General features: G+C 35.0%; 13 protein-coding genes, 1 tRNA gene and 1 CRISPR repeat array. Of the genes, 12 read left to right on the forward strand and 2 right to left on the reverse strand.

What is annotated here, in order from left to right:
- Positions 1–2 precede the first annotated feature (2 nt).
- The 9 genes from H3T80_RS01875 (at position 3) to H3T80_RS01900 (ending at position 9,658) form a co-directional block, all read left to right on the forward strand.
- Positions 3–1,262 (forward strand): DUF1116 domain-containing protein, encoded by a 1,260-nt coding sequence (locus tag H3T80_RS01875; protein ID WP_198199669.1) that lies wholly within the window; start codon positions 3–5, stop codon positions 1,260–1,262.
- Between the two features lie 3 nt (positions 1,263–1,265).
- A complete protein-coding gene (locus H3T80_RS01880) occupies positions 1,266–2,216 on the forward strand; it encodes a DUF2877 domain-containing protein (RefSeq protein WP_198199671.1) in 951 nt (316 codons plus the stop codon).
- 3 nt (positions 2,217–2,219) lie between these two features.
- A complete protein-coding gene (gene allS / locus H3T80_RS01885; RefSeq protein WP_110448073.1) occupies positions 2,220–3,143 on the forward strand; it encodes an HTH-type transcriptional activator AllS in 924 nt (307 codons plus the stop codon).
- 57 nt (positions 3,144–3,200) lie between these two features.
- Positions 3,201–4,433, forward strand: a complete 1,233-nt coding sequence (locus H3T80_RS01890) for an alanine--glyoxylate aminotransferase family protein (protein WP_086363307.1) — start codon at positions 3,201–3,203, stop codon at positions 4,431–4,433.
- 201 nt (positions 4,434–4,634) lie between these two features.
- Positions 4,635–5,918 carry an MFS transporter gene (locus H3T80_RS01895; protein ID WP_198199673.1) on the forward strand — a complete coding sequence of 428 codons (1,284 nt, stop codon included), beginning with the start codon at positions 4,635–4,637 and terminating at the stop codon, positions 5,916–5,918.
- Between the two features lie 264 nt (positions 5,919–6,182).
- Entirely contained in the window at positions 6,183–6,311 is a 129-nt protein-coding gene (locus tag H3T80_RS12195; RefSeq protein ID WP_255547753.1) for a hypothetical protein, read from the forward strand.
- 264 nt (positions 6,312–6,575) lie between these two features.
- The gene (locus tag H3T80_RS12200) at positions 6,576–6,701 is read left to right on the forward strand and encodes a hypothetical protein (RefSeq protein ID WP_255547754.1); all 126 of its coding nucleotides are present in this window, start codon (positions 6,576–6,578) and stop codon (positions 6,699–6,701) included.
- 659 nt (positions 6,702–7,360) lie between these two features.
- On the forward strand, positions 7,361–7,489 hold the full coding sequence (locus H3T80_RS12205; protein ID WP_255547753.1) for a hypothetical protein: 129 nt from the start codon (positions 7,361–7,363) through the stop codon (positions 7,487–7,489).
- Positions 7,490–7,831: 342 nt separating this feature from the next.
- On the forward strand, positions 7,832–9,658 hold the full coding sequence (locus H3T80_RS01900) for a hypothetical protein (protein ID WP_198199675.1): 1,827 nt from the start codon (positions 7,832–7,834) through the stop codon (positions 9,656–9,658).
- Positions 9,659–11,162: 1,504 nt separating this feature from the next.
- Positions 11,163–11,670: a CRISPR direct-repeat array (repeat unit 28 nt; unit sequence GTTCACTGCCGTATAGGTAGTTTAGAAA).
- A 131-nt stretch (positions 11,671–11,801) separates the two neighbouring features.
- Here the strand turns inward: H3T80_RS01900 and fabB are convergent.
- A complete protein-coding gene (fabB, locus tag H3T80_RS01905; RefSeq protein ID WP_110448008.1) occupies positions 11,802–13,013 on the reverse strand; it encodes a beta-ketoacyl-ACP synthase I in 1,212 nt (403 codons plus the stop codon).
- Between the two features lie 310 nt (positions 13,014–13,323).
- On the opposite strand from fabB, the gene H3T80_RS01910 reads away from it, so the two are divergent.
- A complete protein-coding gene (locus H3T80_RS01910; RefSeq protein WP_367274802.1) occupies positions 13,324–14,589 on the forward strand; it encodes a putative DNA modification/repair radical SAM protein in 1,266 nt (421 codons plus the stop codon).
- Between the two features lie 3 nt (positions 14,590–14,592).
- On the forward strand, positions 14,593–15,390 hold the full coding sequence (locus tag H3T80_RS01915; protein WP_110448007.1) for a TIGR03915 family putative DNA repair protein: 798 nt from the start codon (positions 14,593–14,595) through the stop codon (positions 15,388–15,390).
- A 45-nt stretch (positions 15,391–15,435) separates the two neighbouring features.
- Here the strand turns inward: H3T80_RS01915 and H3T80_RS01920 are convergent, their stop codons facing one another.
- On the reverse strand, positions 15,436–16,194 hold the full coding sequence (locus tag H3T80_RS01920; protein ID WP_198199677.1) for an MlaA family lipoprotein: 759 nt from the start codon (positions 16,192–16,194) through the stop codon (positions 15,436–15,438).
- A 127-nt stretch (positions 16,195–16,321) separates the two neighbouring features.
- Here H3T80_RS01920 and H3T80_RS01925 point away from each other — a divergent pair.
- Positions 16,322–16,393: transfer RNA gene (locus H3T80_RS01925), tRNA-Arg, on the forward strand.
- The last annotated feature ends 82 nt before the right edge of the window (positions 16,394–16,475 follow it).

Consider the following 16,475-nt stretch of genomic DNA (forward strand, 5'->3'; position numbering starts at 1 on the left):
ATATGTTAAGTACCGCAATAAATGAAGCAAACCAAAAAATTATTGAACGAATTAAAGCGGCTAGACCACATTGGGTAGGTGTTATTGCTGCTAAAGAAGCCGTACCAACATTGGCGCAAGGTAAAAAATTATTACATGCTGGTCCTCCAATTGTTTGGCATGATATGACTGGACCAATGCAAGGTGCCTGTATTGGTGCATGCTTGTTTGAAGGTTGGGCACACGATGAAAAGCAAGCTTTGCATCTGTTAGAATCTGGACAAGTAGAATTTATTCCATGTCATTCAGTCAATGCCGTTGGTCCAATGGGGGGGATAACCTCAGCCAATATGCCAATGATCGTTGTTGAAAATGTTACTCATGGTAATCGAGCTTACTGCAATTTAAATGAGGGCATTGGTAAAGTAATGCGTTTTGGTGCTTATGGACAAGAAGTTTTAGATCGTCATCGTTGGATGAAAGAGTCATTAGGGCCTGCATTAAATGAAGCATTAAAACTATTTGATAATGGTATCGATTTAACGGCTCTTATGGCGCAAGCCATAACCATGGGTGATGAATTCCATCAACGTAATATTGCTGCTTCAGCATTGTTGTTACGAACGCTTTCACCAAAATTAATTTTACTTGACCGTAGTAAAGCAGAAATGGAAAAAATCTTCAGCTTTTTAAGTGTGACAGATCAGTTCTTTTTAAATGTTGCTATGGCATTTTGTAAATCCATTATGGATAGTGCAGCGCAAATCAAAGAAGGTACCATTGTTACTGCAATGACTCGTAATGGCAAAGAATTTGGAATTAAAGTCAGTGGACTTGGTGATCAGTGGTTTACTGCACCAGTTAATACCCCTCAAGGTCTTTTCTTTACTGGGTATTCCCAACAAGATGCTAACCCAGATATTGGTGATAGTGCTATCACTGAAACCTTTGGTATTGGTGGCGCCGCCATGGTTGCCGCACCAGGTGTAACTCGTTTTGTTGGTGCGGGTGGCACAGATGCTGCTTATGAAGTATCGGAAGAGATGAGTGAAATTTATTTAGAACATAATATGCTATTCCAAATTCCAACTTGGAATTTCCAAGGCTGTTGTTTAGGTTTAGATCTTCGCTTAGTGGTCGAAACTGGTATTACACCATTAATTAATACTGGTATAGCTCATAAACAAGCAGGTGTCGGCCAAATCGGTGCAGGAACGGTAAGAGCTCCATTAGCATGTTTTGAAAAAGCACTCGAAGCATTAGCTAAAAAATTAGAAGTGTAGATTATGAAATTGATATATGCAGATGATGAATGCTTAAATAAACCGATTAACCGATCTAAGTTAAGTACCCATGCTATTGATTATTGTCAACAGTATGGTCTATTTATAGCTCAATCATCGCATATCATCAAACCACTACTAATTAGTGCCGATATTCCAATAAAAGAGGGCGAATTATCGCTATTTAGTTGTTATCAACATACCATTAATTTAATCACAGCAAATCAGCAATTAATCACATTACATCGCTTTAACAGTGGTTTATCACCAATGGGTGTAGTGTTTAAATCGTCTGATTTTGATTTCCTTATGTCGCTTTTATTGGATAATAAGATATCGCTTTATCAATTGTCGACAGGTGATTTACAAATCGGCACGTTTCTCATTTCATTTGATACACATGTTTGCCAACTTAATTCAAAAAAGTATTCACTAAATAACATGAGTAAATTGCAAGTTGCTAATCAGTTAAAGCAAATTCACAATCCTACTGGATTATTTAGCCAATTAAGCAATAATGTAAATGGTCATTATCCACAGCAATTAGAGCAGTTATGCAATATTATGATGAATTTAATGGAAGGCAATGTTGATGATATCTCGCCATTTATTGGTTTAGGTCCCGGTTTAACACCAAGCTTTGATGACATTATTGTTGGTATTTTAGCTGTCACCTCAAGTGATCCTTGTTTTGTAGATCGAATGCAACGATTTAAAACAGCCTTTGCAAAGTTATCATTAGATTTATTAACTACAACAGTTAGTGTTGCCTTCTTAAATTATGCATTACAAGGCAAATTTTCGTTACTGGTATTACAAGTCATTAACTCATTTGTAAAAGGTCACTATCACCATTCATCGATAAAAAACTTAATGAATTATGGCCACACCTCTGGATCAGATCTTTTACTTGGTATATGGTTAGGTATTGATCGTTTTGTTTTAAGGGATTAAATCATGTTAGATACAGAAACCATGCGAACCTTTATCAAAGTAGTAGAAAGTAATAGCTTTTCAAAAGCCGCAAAACTACTTTACAAAACACCTGCCGCAATTAGTTATCGCATTAAATCATTGGAAGCCGATCTCAATACCCAACTTTTTGAACGAACCACTCGAACCGTGACACTTACATTAGCAGGGCAACACCTTTATGAACAGTGTAGCCAATGGTTGCTTTGGTTATCGACTATGCCCGATGAGCTTCAACAAATCCGTGATGGTGTTGAACGTAAAATTAACATTACTATCAATAATTTATTGTATGATGTTGAAGCTGTTGCCGATTTATTGGCTTTTCTGAAAGAAAAATTCCCTTTCACCCATTTTAATGTGAATCGACAAGTGTATATGGGGGTATGGGACTCGTTATTGCATGGTGAATGCCATTTAGCCATCGGTGCAACAGGTACTGAATCGCTTGATACTATGATAAATATACTTCCGCTTGGTGAAGTTAGTTGGGTATTCGTTGCGGCAAAACATCATCCTATTTCTCAAATTGAGGGGGCGTTATCGAATGAAACATTACGCAAATACCCAGCAATTAATGTTGAAGATACATCTGTTCATATGAATAAACGAGTGGCATGGTTATTACCGAGTCAATCAGAGATTATTGTTCCCAATATTTCAACTAAGTTGGCTTGCCACTTAAGGGGACTTGGGATCGGTTTCTTGCCAAAATCAATCTGTCAATCTTATTTGGATTCAGGTGAATTGATTGCTTGCCGAGTTATTAATGAACGTAAACCATCGCCATTGTCCTTAGCATGGAAAAAAACGCATATGGGTAAAGTGATGAATGAAATTGTAAATCTATTTAGATTTCATCATCCCATTGCCAATAATTTTTTAAAAAATATAGATAAAAGAAGATGAATTACCAATTAGTGTGATCATTAACTAATTAACTCGATATTAATAAAGGAAAAAATAATGTTAGATCTAAATAAATATGATCAAATTAATCCGCCTTCACGGCTATTAATGGGTCCCGGTCCAATTAATGCAGATCCTCGTGTAACTAGAGCGATGGCAGCCCCTTTAATTGGTCAATTTGACCCGATTATGACTGATTATATGAATCAAACCATGTCACTTTATCGGGATATTTTCAAAACCAAAAATGAACAAACTTTTGTTATCGATGGAACAGCAAGGGCAGGTATTGAAGCAGTATTAGTATCAACGATTAAACCAGGTGATAAAGTCTTAATACCCGTGTTTGGTCGCTTTGGCTTATTACTATGTGAAATTGCTCATCGTTGTCGTGCTGATGTTCATACTATTGAAGTGCCATGGGGTGAAGTTTTTGATCCTAATGTTATCGAAGATGCGATTAAAAAAGTTAAACCAAAATTATTGCTTTGTGTTCAGGGTGATACTTCAACAACATTGTTACAACCATTAGATAATATTGGTGAAATTTGCCGTCGACATGGCGTATTATCTTACGTTGATGCTACAGCTTCAATTGTTGGTAACCCACTTGAAGTTGATAAATGGCAACTTGATGGTGTTTCAGTCAGTTTACAAAAATGTTTAAGTGGGCCTCCAGGTGTTGCTCCTCTCACATTAAGTCCGAAAATGGTCGAAATCATCCAAGCACGTAAATGTGTTGAATTAGGTATAAGATCTGATAATGACACCAGTGGCAATGATGAGATGATCTATTCTAACTATTTCGATATCGATATGATTATTCGTTATTGGGGATCTGAGCGTATTAATCATCACACCGAAGCCACATCAATGCTTTATGCTGCACGAGAATGTGCTCGAATCGTGTTACAAGAAGGTTTAGATAATGTTATTGAGCGTCACCGTATCAATGGTGCAGCGATGGTTGCTGGTTTACAAGCAATGGGTCTGAACTTATTCGGTGATTTATCTCATAAGATGAATAATGTTGTTGGTGTTGTACGACCTGATCATATTAATGATCTTGAAGTTCGCAATTTAATGCTCAATGATTTTGGTATTGAAATTGGCGCCTCTTTTGGTCCACTTAAAGGTAATGTATGGCGTATCGGTACTATGGGATACAATGCAAGAAAATCTTGTGTAATGCAAACCCTTACTGCGTTTGAAGCAGTATTAAATCGTGTTGGCTTTAAAACAACCCAAGGAGCTGGTCTAGAAGCCGCTTGGAATGTCTACAATAAATAAGTAGTAGATATTTGATAATTATAAAAAATTCACTTAAGTGAAATAAATTATATCCTTTGGATATTGAGCGTTTGATTTAAATTAATAAATAGTAATCTATTGATTAAATGATAAAAATCAACAATAGATTACTATTGCTACAAATATTAACTTTTGTTTCAAGTTAATCAAGATAACACTATTTAAACAAAAGGAAATTTAATGAATCAGTTACACAATAAAATTCCTAACTCTGGATATAAACAAAAAAAATGGAAAGGGCGATATACAATACTATTACTTTTATGGTCAGGTTGGTTACTCTCATTTCTTGACCGAATGGTAATGAATGTATCGCTACCCTTTATAGGTCAAGATCTCGGTATCGACAAAACAGTACAAGGTTCGATTATCAGTGCTTTCTTTGTTGGTTATGCGTTATTTCAAATTCCAGGGGGATATTTATCAGATAAATTTGGTCCTCGTAAAGTGATGGCTTTTGCTATTGTATGGTGGTCAATATTTACTCTGTTTACTGGATTAATTTATGTATTACCTCTGATGTTATTGACTCGATTTTTATTTGGTGCCGGTGAAGGATGTTTCCCTGCATCATCTTGGAAAACAATTGCAACTTATTTTCCTGCTAAAGAACGAGGCAGAGCAACAGCAATTCAATCATCAGTTAATACTTTAGGGCCAGCAATTTCAGTTATTGTTGCTGTCGCTATAATTGAATGGTTGGGTTGGCGTGATGTATTTATTATATTAAGTATTCCTGGATTCATATTAGGTGTACTTATTTATAAATTTATTCGCAACAATCCGACAGAAAATAGTTTGCTTGATGCTAACGAATTGCAAGAGTTGGAAGTTAGCAATAGCCAAGATAACAATAATTCAGTAGTAGATAACAGCTCATCTTCGTTAATAAACGTATTGAAGATGCCAATACTATGGAAGTTATCGCTTATCTGGTTTTTGTTTGATATCACATTTTGGGGCTTCACAACTTGGTTACCAAGTTATTTACTCGAAGCAAGAGGATTATCCCTTTCAAAAACCGGGATTTTAGCGGCAATTCCTTTCCTATTTGGTGCATTAGGCACATTAGTAGGTGGATATTTTGCTGATAAATTTGAACATAAATTAAAATATGTTTATGGTTTAACTGCTTTTATATCTGGCATATTTCTCTTCTTTATGTTTCAGGTTGATAATCTACAAGCGGCTATTATTTTCCAATGTCTATCAGCACTATTTATGTTTATTGCTTTTGCGATCTTCTGGGGAATGTTAATGCATATGATCCCTCCGGTGATTATGGGTAAAGCTTCAAGCATTGTTAATTTTGGTGGTCAAGTTGCAGGGGTATTATCTCCATTTATCATTGGATTCTTAATCGATAACGCTAACGGTGGTTATAATCATGCTTTTATATTTATGGTAATAGCGCTAATTAGCTCGGCAATTTTGACTTTTTTCATCAAAAAAATGAATATTTAAGCATAGAAATAGATTTTCGATCTAACAAATCATAAAAATACTCAAACTAAGTTTGAGTATTTTTTTACATTGAGAAAATAGTTTATTCTAAAAAAATTTGAGGAACGGGGTTTTTAAACCCTAAATCTAGCCACAATTTCACTGAAATTGGCTTTAAAACTAAAATCAGTTCGCTCTAAATATAAAAGTTTATTTCTAGAAAATCAGATTGGAGTGCTTCATTTAGCGACATGAGCAATGTGCTGACAACTGAGAGAGGTTAGCATGGCAAACAGGGATGTTTGGCAAGGCTGTGTTTTGTCAGGAACAAATACAGCCGGTGCGTTAAAAGCGAACGAAGACGGAAGGCAGTCACATCGTGACCACTTGCGTGGTCGCCGCGGGAGTTGGTAAAGAGGGTTCGCGCAAACCCTCTTTACTCGGACGTAAACGCCATATAGAACTAATCACCAAACAACAAAACGTCCGAAACTAAAAGAACTAAAAAAGTTGAGGAACGGGGTTTTTTAAAGCCTAAATCTAGCCACAATTTCACTGAAATTGGCTTTAAAACTAAAATCAGTTCGCTCTAAATATAAAAGTTTATTTCTAGACAATCAGATTGGAGTGCTTCATTTAGCGACATGAGCAATGTGCTGACAACTGAGTGAGTTTAGCATGGCAAACAGGGATGTTTGGAAAGGCTGTTGTTTGTCAGGAACAAATACAGCCGATGCATTAAAGCGATCGAAGGCGGAAAGGCAGTCACATCGTGACCACTTGCGTGGTCGCCGTGGGAGTTGATAAAGAGGGTTCGCGCAAACCCTCTTTACTCGGACGTAATCGGCATATAGAACTAGCTACCAAACAACAAAACGTCCGAAATTGAAAGAACAAAAAAGTTGAGGAGAGGGGTTTTTTAAAACCTAAATCTAACCACAATTTCACTGAAATTGGTTATAAAACTAAAATTAGCTTGCTATAAACATAAAAGTTTATTTCTGAAAAATCAGTTTGCTGTGCTTCATTTAGCGACATTAGCAATGTGCTGACAACTGAGAGAGATTAGCATTGCAAACAGGGATGTTTGGCAAGGCTGTGTTTTGTCAGGAACAAATCACAACCGGTGTGTTAAGAGCGAACGCAGGTGGAAGGTAGTAACGTAGTGACCACTTGCATGGTCGCCGCGGGAGTTGGTAAAGAGGGTTCACACAAACCCTCATTACTCGGACGTAATCGGCATATAGAACTAGCTACCAAACAACAAAACGTCCGAAACTCAAAGAACCAAAAAATTTGAGGAGAGGGGTTTTTAAAACCTAAATTTAGCCACAATTTTACTGAAATTGGCTTTAAAACTAAAATCAGTTCGCTCTAAATATAAAAGTTTATTTCTAGAAAATCAGATTGGAGTGCTTCATTTAGCGACATGAGCAATGTGCTGACAACTGAGAGAGGTTAGCATGGCAAACAGGGATGTTTGGCAAGGCTGTGTTTTGTCAGGAACAAATACAGCCGGTGCGTTAAAAGCGAACGAAGACGGAAGGCAGTCACATCGTGACCACTTGCGTGGTCGCCGCGGGAGTTGGTAAAGAGGGTTCGCGCAAACCCTCTTTACTCGGACGTAAACGCCATATAGAACTAATCACCAAACAACAAAACGTCCGAAACTAAAAGAACTAAAAAAGTTGAGGAACGGGGGTATAAGGTCAAAAATCCTCCAATAACCTCTTCGAAATTGGTTTTAAAGGAATAATTAAAGTGTAATATTACATTAAACTTTACAAAAATTAACAATTTAACAGTCGAAATAAGTTGCATGGTTTTTTTCAATCACTATACTTTTATAACTTATTTATATAACAGGATGAATTTTGTGCCAATAGGTATAAAATTGCAAATAAATCATTAATTTAGTTGACAGGATGTCGGATATGTATTATAATTTACAACACCAAACACCAAACACCAAACACCAAACATGCCCAACCTATAATTTAACGTTAGTAAAGTTAAGCATGCATGGTTTATTATCTCACTACAATTCATTTCTCCAGCAAATTCGGCAAAATTTCTCAAAATTTATTGGTTTAGCCTTTTTATCTCGGCAGATAGTTTTCGTGTTAATGGTGTTTGTTTTACAGTCTATCTCTTTTTCTAATTATGCATTAACCACTAAAACGACCAATATTATTAAAGGTTCAGCGCCTTATTTAACGCTAGATGATGGTGTTAGTAAAATAACTAGTACAGAAGAGCTACTGGCAATTAAATTACCTAATGGTACTGTGATAACCCCGCAAAATGATGTATCAAGTATAACCAATCCGATCGAGTTACCTGATAAAAAAAATACATATGCCAGTGTACAAACGATTGTTCCATTACCTATATCAGGCAATAATCAGTTTCCTGTAATAAATATGACTGATTTACTTGCTGCACCGTATAATTATTTTGCTGATGATGATGGTGATGGATTTGATGATAGTGACCTTATTACCGCAACCGCAACAGGTGACATTAAGATAAAATGGGAAGCCCGTAATCCTGCCGTAGCAGATATTAATGCTAAAAACGCATTTATAGATATTACATCGAAGGTGAAAAGTCATCCTGATGCCATTCCAGATTTATGTGATGGGATACATAAAATAACCATTAGCGCTAGTGATAGTGAGTTAACTACCCCTTATGGTGATCCCAATACAAATCATTTTCAAGAAGGTTCACATAGTTATTATTTAACGCCAAAATTAGATCCAAAAGTGTGTTATGCCCAGCCAAATTTGTATCCTGATAACGCTAGTTTAGCCGGTCGTGATTATGAGATAGATGGCATTTTATGGGATGCCGCACAAATCGAGAGTGACCATGATTATGGTGTTTATCGAGGGTATCCAAGTAAAGGTATTAAGGTATTACGAGCAACCAATAGTGGTAATTATCAAGGTGAAACTTCAATAACTAAAAATAACTTTCCAACGACCGGGTCACATGGATTGTATTTTTATTTACTATTTGGCGGTATAACACCTGAAGCGGTATTAGCTGCCAATGGCAGTACTATACAATCTATAGAGGGGGGTAATGTCAATCTATCGTTAAGTGTGAGTAAAACCACTGAATGGGAGCATAATGAGCATGGACCCAGTCCATATGGATTGGCTGAACCAGCTATAAAAGTAACATTAGTTGGTCCACGCTATAATTCAGCGGATAAGAGTTTTAGACCTATGACTTTCAGATTATATGCTGATAGTAATAAAAGTACGCTAATTTACGAATTTAAATTAATGCGTTGGTTTATTGCTAATCCTGAGATTTTTTTTAATAAGGAACATGGATTTCCATCATCTGATGTAAATAAAGAAATGTTAAGTTATCAATCTAAGGCAAGGGATTATTGTAAAAGTTTAGGTAGTGGTTATCGATTGCCAGATGTGAATGATTTTACCAATATTAATGGGTATGGAATGTATGCTCGTCGACAATTAAGTTATCAGGAGAATGGAAAATGGATTGGTGGAATTGCCAATGAATGGGGATGTATGCCTATGAGTGAGGATGATAGTGACGCTAGTTGCCCATCTTATAGAAGCACAGACTGGAAGGCATATGATTATTGGACGAATAATGTAGCAACAAATACTGCGCGACCTAAGGATGAAGGAAAACCATTTTTATTTGATCCCGATGGAGTCATCGAGATACTTCAATCTATTTTGTGGCCAATTCGTGCCGCATGTGTTACACCTTAAGTGTTAATTGTGTTAATCCTAAAATATAATAAACGCAAGTTATAGTCACTGTTAGTTTTTGATGTATTTTAACAGTTATTAGAGTATTGGTTTTTTATTAATATATTGCATAAAAAAGATAAAAAACCAATATAATATCTAGTATTTAACTAATTGAAATTTTTTTTAAATGGTTCTTTGCAACTATTGTTAAACGTAGTTATGATTTTGTCAGATCATAATTAGGATATAATATAGGGATATAATGGATAATCAAAATCAGTCTTACTTTAAACTGCCTTTATTTTTTACTTTTGCTTGTTATTTCATTTGGTTGATAGTTCCAATGATTAATTTTTTCGATTTTGCCAACATTACTATACGTTATAGATATGATAATATTTTTGTCTATCATATAACATTGGGAAGTCTAACTTATTATTTGTTAGTTTATATGATTGCTTTGTATTTTTTTCAAAAATATCGTATATATGACTTGTCAAAAAATTTGGTAAGAATATGTTTGTTAATTACCGTTTATACCTTAATTAGATATGTTTTTTATATATTAGAACACTATATTTTAAGCAATATAATTTTTCGTTTTTTCGATCATGATTATATTCCCTTATGTCTTAGATTTCTAGAATGGTTTGATATTATATCAATATTAATTATTTTAATTATATTATTTAAAATAATACCTTTTTATTCTTCAGTAATCGAGTTTAATTCTATAGTAATAAAAAGAATTCACATTCAAATATATAGCTTTTTCTTGTCTTATATTTCACTTAAAACTATTTTGCTAAATGTTTATGCAATCAACGAATTATTTGATTCAAGTATTACCGTAATGCTACTATTTGTATTGTTAACCTTTTTAGGATGGGGAATTTTATATAAGCTTTTCAATATAATTCTTATAAATTGTTTTGGAGAATTTGATTCACAAGTTAAATTTAAAAAATTAATATTAACTCTTCTTGGAACAATTTTTTTAAGTGCTTTGATAAGCACTATTATTGTTTTTATAATATTAATGCTTTATATGCCTGCACATCTGAATTTGAAAAATAAAATCCAATTTTATTCTTCTTACTTTTTGTACAGTTTTTCTGGGATAAATTTGTTGTTTTCTTTAATATTTAGTCGATATTTTATAAAGATTTTTTATTCAAAAAGATAGTTGTTTTTTGCTTATTGGATAAAAGAGCAAAGTATTCAATTATTCTAAAAATGCATACCATTAATTAATTGAGATTTCTAGGTAAATTAATTTAATAATATATCTCATTATGAAGAAATGATTGACCATAGAGTAAATAATAAAGGTCGATTATAAAAAATTTGAGGAACGGGTTTTTTGAAATCTAAAGACATCCCATCATTAACCCTTTTTTTTACTTAAAATAAAATTTCTAAAAAAATCAATACATTAAAAAATGGCTTAAAAAAAGGGGTTTTACTGGCAAAAATAGACTTTGCCTTTTTGCCAACAACATTTATAGTATATGGGATTCTAGTTCACTGCCGTATAGGTAGTTTAGAAAAGGTGCGCCATCAATCCACGTCCCAGAACCCAGTTCACTGCCGTATAGGTAGTTTAGAAATGACCCAACGACCGTATTTTGCGATTAGATTTGTTCACTGCCGTATAGGTAGTTTAGAAATTGATATGGGGTAAAAAAGCCCCCCTACGAAAGTTCACTGCCGTATAGGTAGTTTAGAAAACAGACGGAAACACAACCAACGGTTGGGTACGGTTCACTGCCGTATAGGTAGTTTAGAAATAGGCACGTTTTATAACGAACAAAATCCAGCTGTTCACTGCCGTATAGGTAGTTTAGAAATGTTCGCGTTTTTTCCTTTCTTCCTCAAGTTGGTTCACTGCCGTATAGGTAGTTTAGAAACAGATCCGAAAGTGCGTTGTAGAAATTGGATGGTTCACTGCCGTATAGGTAGTTTAGAAAGATTGAAGAAATTCAAAATACTTTACAATCTTGTTCACTGCCGTATAGCTAGATTAAAATATTAATTATTTCTAAAAAGATAAGCAAAAGCATTTCAAAAAGCTAAAAATCTAAATTAGTTATAGCGTTGTCAAATAAAAAACCGTTCTAGTTATGAACGGTTTTTTATTATTGGTTAGATAATTTTACAATTATGCTTGGTATTTTTTCATGACAATTGACGCATTAGTACCGCCGAAACCAAAACTATTAGACATTACTGTGGTTAATTCACGTTCGGTTGGTTCTGTAATAATGTTCATGCCTACTGCTTCATCTGCAAGTTCGTCAATATTGATACTTGGTGTAATAAAGCCGTGTTCAAGCATAAGTAATGAATAAATCAATTCTTGTGCTCCGGTAGCACTTAATGAGTGACCAGTCATGGATTTAGTTGAAGAGATAGCAGGGATGTTATCACCAAATACTTGTTTGATTGCCCATAATTCTTTGACATCACCAACTGGAGTTGAGGTACCATGAGTATTGATATAATCAACTGGTCCATCAAGATCTTGAATAGCAAGCTGCATACAACGCATTGCCCCTTCACCAGATGGCGCAACCATGTCATAACCATCAGATGTTGCCCCATAACCAACGAGTTCACCATAGATATGTGCACCACGGGCAAGAGCATGCTCAAGTTCTTCAACTACTACCATTCCGGCACCGCCTGCGATTACAAAACCATCACGGTTTTTATCATAAGCACGTGATGCTTTTTCTGGTGTGTCGTTATATTTAGTTGATAATGCCCCCATAGCATCAAATTCGCATGACATTTCCCAACATAGTTCTTCACCACCACCAGCAAACACGATATCTTGTTTACCAAGTTGAATAAGTTCAGCTGCATGGCCAATACAGTGTACTGATGTTGCACAAGCTGAAGTCATTGAGTAGCTAACTCCTTTAATTTTAAATGGTGTCGCTAAACATGCAGAAATTGCCGATGACATAGATTTTGTTACTGCATAAGGCCCAACACCCCTTAAACCTTTTTCTTTCATGCCGGCAACAACATTATATTGAGTTTTGGTTGAGCCACCATAACCAGCGATAAGACCTGTGCGTGGATTAGATACTTGCTCTGGGGTTAATTTTGCATCTTCGATTGCTTGTTGTAGCGCAAGATATCCATAAATAGAAGCATCGTTCATAAAACGGACGACTTTTCGATCGATTAATCCAGTTGTATCTAATTTTACATTACCACAAACATGACTACGCATTCCGCTATCTTTCATTTCTTGCGAAAAAGTAATACCACTTCGGCCTACTCTTAACGATTCTAAAACTTCTTTGGTATTATTCCCAATGCTTGAAAGAATACCTAATCCTGTAATTACTACACGTTTCATCTAATGCTCTACTCCTAAGTTAACTGGCTTCATATGAAAAATTGGTCTGATTATAGCGTACACTTGTAAGCTGAACAATACCCCCAGATTGATTTTATTTGTTAAGTTAATAAATAAAATTGGGATAACCGGTCAATAAATCAATCAATATGAATATATTTACATTCTATTAATGAAATTTTGATTAAATCAGTCTTAATCGCAAGTTTATTGAATAAAAATTTTTAAATTCGATCTGATTATTAACTTGCTAACGGCAATAAAATAATTATAATACTGTAAATATATACAGTTATTGGTGATAATTATGATTCAAGAAAAAATGATCTCAAAGCTTGAGATCTTAGCCGAATCTGCAAAATATGACATTTCATGTGCCTCAAGTGGTACTTCACGCAGTAATAAAAATAAAGGTATTGGTAGTGCTTCTCGCTGTGGTATTTGCCATTCATTTACTGCTGATGGTCGCTGTGTTTCACTGTTGAAAATCATGTTAACGAATTATTGCATGTTTGACTGTGCTTATTGTATCAATCGCCAGAGTAATGATATTCCTCGTGCAGGATTTACACCAAAAGAATTAGCGGAACTGACGATTGAATTTTATCGTCGCAATTATATTGAAGGGCTGTTTTTAAGCTCGGGTATTGTACGTAGTGCTGATCACACGATGGAAAAAATGATTCGGGTGGTCAAAATATTACGGCAAGAATATAACTTTAATGGTTATATTCATATGAAGGCGATTCCAGGTGCAAGTAATGAATTAATTCGTGAAGCAGGTTTACTCGTTGATCGAATGAGTGTCAATTTAGAGATCCCTACCGAGCGAAATTTAAAATTATTGGCGCCAGATAAAGATCATCAAACCATTTATCAACCAATGCGACATATTCAGCAAAATTTGCTAGAAAATATTGAAGATCGTAAAAAAATCAAATCAACACCAAAATTTGTTCCTGCTGGGCAAAGTACTCAGGTGATTATTGGCGCGACAGATGAAACTGATAATCAAATTTTACAGCTCACCGCCAAACTATATAAGCGACCAAGTATGAAGCGGGTTTACTATTCGGGATTTATTCCTGTGAATGGTTATGATAAGCGATTACCTGTTTTGCAAGAAGTACCAAGAGTGCGAGAAAATCGTTTATATCAGGCAGATTGGTTACTTCGTTTTTATGATTTCAGTGTCGATGAAATTGTAAATGATGAACATCCAGATCTTGATTTGACTGTTGATCCCAAATTATCTTGGGCGATTCGTAATCCGCAATTTTTTCCGGTTGATATCAATCGGGATAGTTATCAAAAAATTCTACGGGTGCCAGGAATTGGCGTTAAATCAGCAAAATTAATTGTTATGGCAAGGCGACATCGAAAACTAAATAAAGAGGCGCTCAAACGTATTGGTGTGGTGCTAAAACGAGCGCAGTTTTTTATTATTTGCCATGAAATGAATACATTTAAAGTACTTGATTCATCCGCCGAATATATCCGTCTTAGTTTACAAGATTTGCCTCGTCTTGAAGTAAAACAACAAGCCCTTCCACAGCAACTAGTTATGGGATGGTAATTTATGCTGGCGTTCTATTATGATAAGTCTTTCGAAGGACTAATGTGTGCGGTGTTTGATGCATTTAAACTAAAAAAAATGCCTGAATGTTTATTAGCTGAGGGAGAAGATGTGCCACTTTTGGTTACTGATTTTCATCAAGTTGAGTATCGCAACAGTAAATATGAGCGTGTTTATACTGCACTGCAAAAAAAATTATCACAGATTGCGCTAAATCAACTCTTGTTTACTTGGCTATCAGAATTACCTGAAAGTGATTTAATTATCTTTCGCTATATTTGTAAAGTATTCAAGTCAACCAATTCGATTGAAACTGATTTTGCTGATGCGGATGTGTTAGCTGTTTATGATATAGCTAAAAAGGTAAATAAAGAAAAACATCATATTCAGCAATTTGTTCGCTTCAATAGTATCCAAAATCCAGCAAACAGTTGTGATAATAATGACAAAATTTACTTTGCGGTTATAGAGCCTATATATAACGCTTTACCGTTAACCACACGATTTTTTAAAGATCGTTATGCTGATCAAAAATGGGCAATTTATGATGAAAAACGCCAATATGGTTATTTTTATGATTTAGATAAGATTGAGCAAATCTGGTTAAACGATAACGATCCTCTGATCGTTAATAAGCAAATTAACCAAGATTATCTAACTGATGATGAAAAATTGTTTCAAACCATGTGGAATCGTTATTGTCAGGCCTTAACCATAAAAGAACGAATTAATCCAAGATTACAAAGGCAAAATATGCCTAGACGGTTCTGGCACCATTTACCCGAAATGCAAGGCAAATAAAAAACGCCGAATAAATCGGCGTTAATTATTAATAAATCTTACTATTTATTGGGCATCAATTTCATCAAGAATGCCATTAATGCTTTGTTGACGTTGTTGTTCTTTTTGTTCATCAACTTTACCGCCTGAAGCATTAAAATCATTGCGCTGGAAGTAAGCATTACGCATAAAGTTGTATGGATCATCACTATTTTTAATTAAATCTTCATACTCAATGGCCACAGCTCGAGCTTCAATGCCATCAAATACACCGCGAACCAGTGCCCATTGCCAATCTATCCAAACAAGTGGTGGATATAAAGTATCAACCAGATTACCACCTTCTTGACGAAGTGTTGCTGAACCATAGAAAGGTAATACAACATAAGGGCCATAAGGGACATCGTAATGGCCTAATGTGTCACCAAAACCACGTTTAGAACCTTTTTGCAATTGAGGGTCTGCCACACTTGCAACATCAAATAAACCGGCAACACCAAAAACAGTGTTAATAAAGAACCTTGCTAAATGTTTACCTGCTTCATGTCCTTCACCTTGTAAAGCACTATTTACCATCGATGCAGGTTCAGAAAGGTTAGAGGAAAAATTAACTACTCCTTTACGTACTGGTGTTGGAACATAATCTTTCCACGCTACGGCAGCTGGGCGCAAAATATAAGGATCAAGCGCATAGTAGTTAACATTAAACATTGTTTTATTAAAACCCGATAATGGGTCACTATAACTATTTGTTTCAGCCTGATAGGTCGCACAACCTGTCAACGCTAAAACCGAGAACATCATACCTATAATTTTTTTTCTCATAATGCTACCGAATACAAATGATAAAGTGTTGGATGCAGCGATTGTATCATGTTTGCTTGAAATAGAAAATTTTTCATTATTTGATTGATATTGCCTTGATAAATTTATTAGAATAAATAGCCTTGATGACCTCATAGTTAAATGGATATAACAAGCCCCTCCTAAGGGCTAGTTGTAGGTTCGATTCCTACTGGGGTCAAAGTTGTATTAACTTACTTATCTCTTTTCTTCCTCAATAAACTACCTAATTGTATAATTTATAAAATTATTTTATTTCGCTT

Source organism: Gilliamella sp. W8145, assembly GCF_016101145.1.
In the GTDB taxonomy this organism is placed as follows: Bacteria; Pseudomonadota; Gammaproteobacteria; order Enterobacterales; family Orbaceae; genus Gilliamella; species Gilliamella apis_A.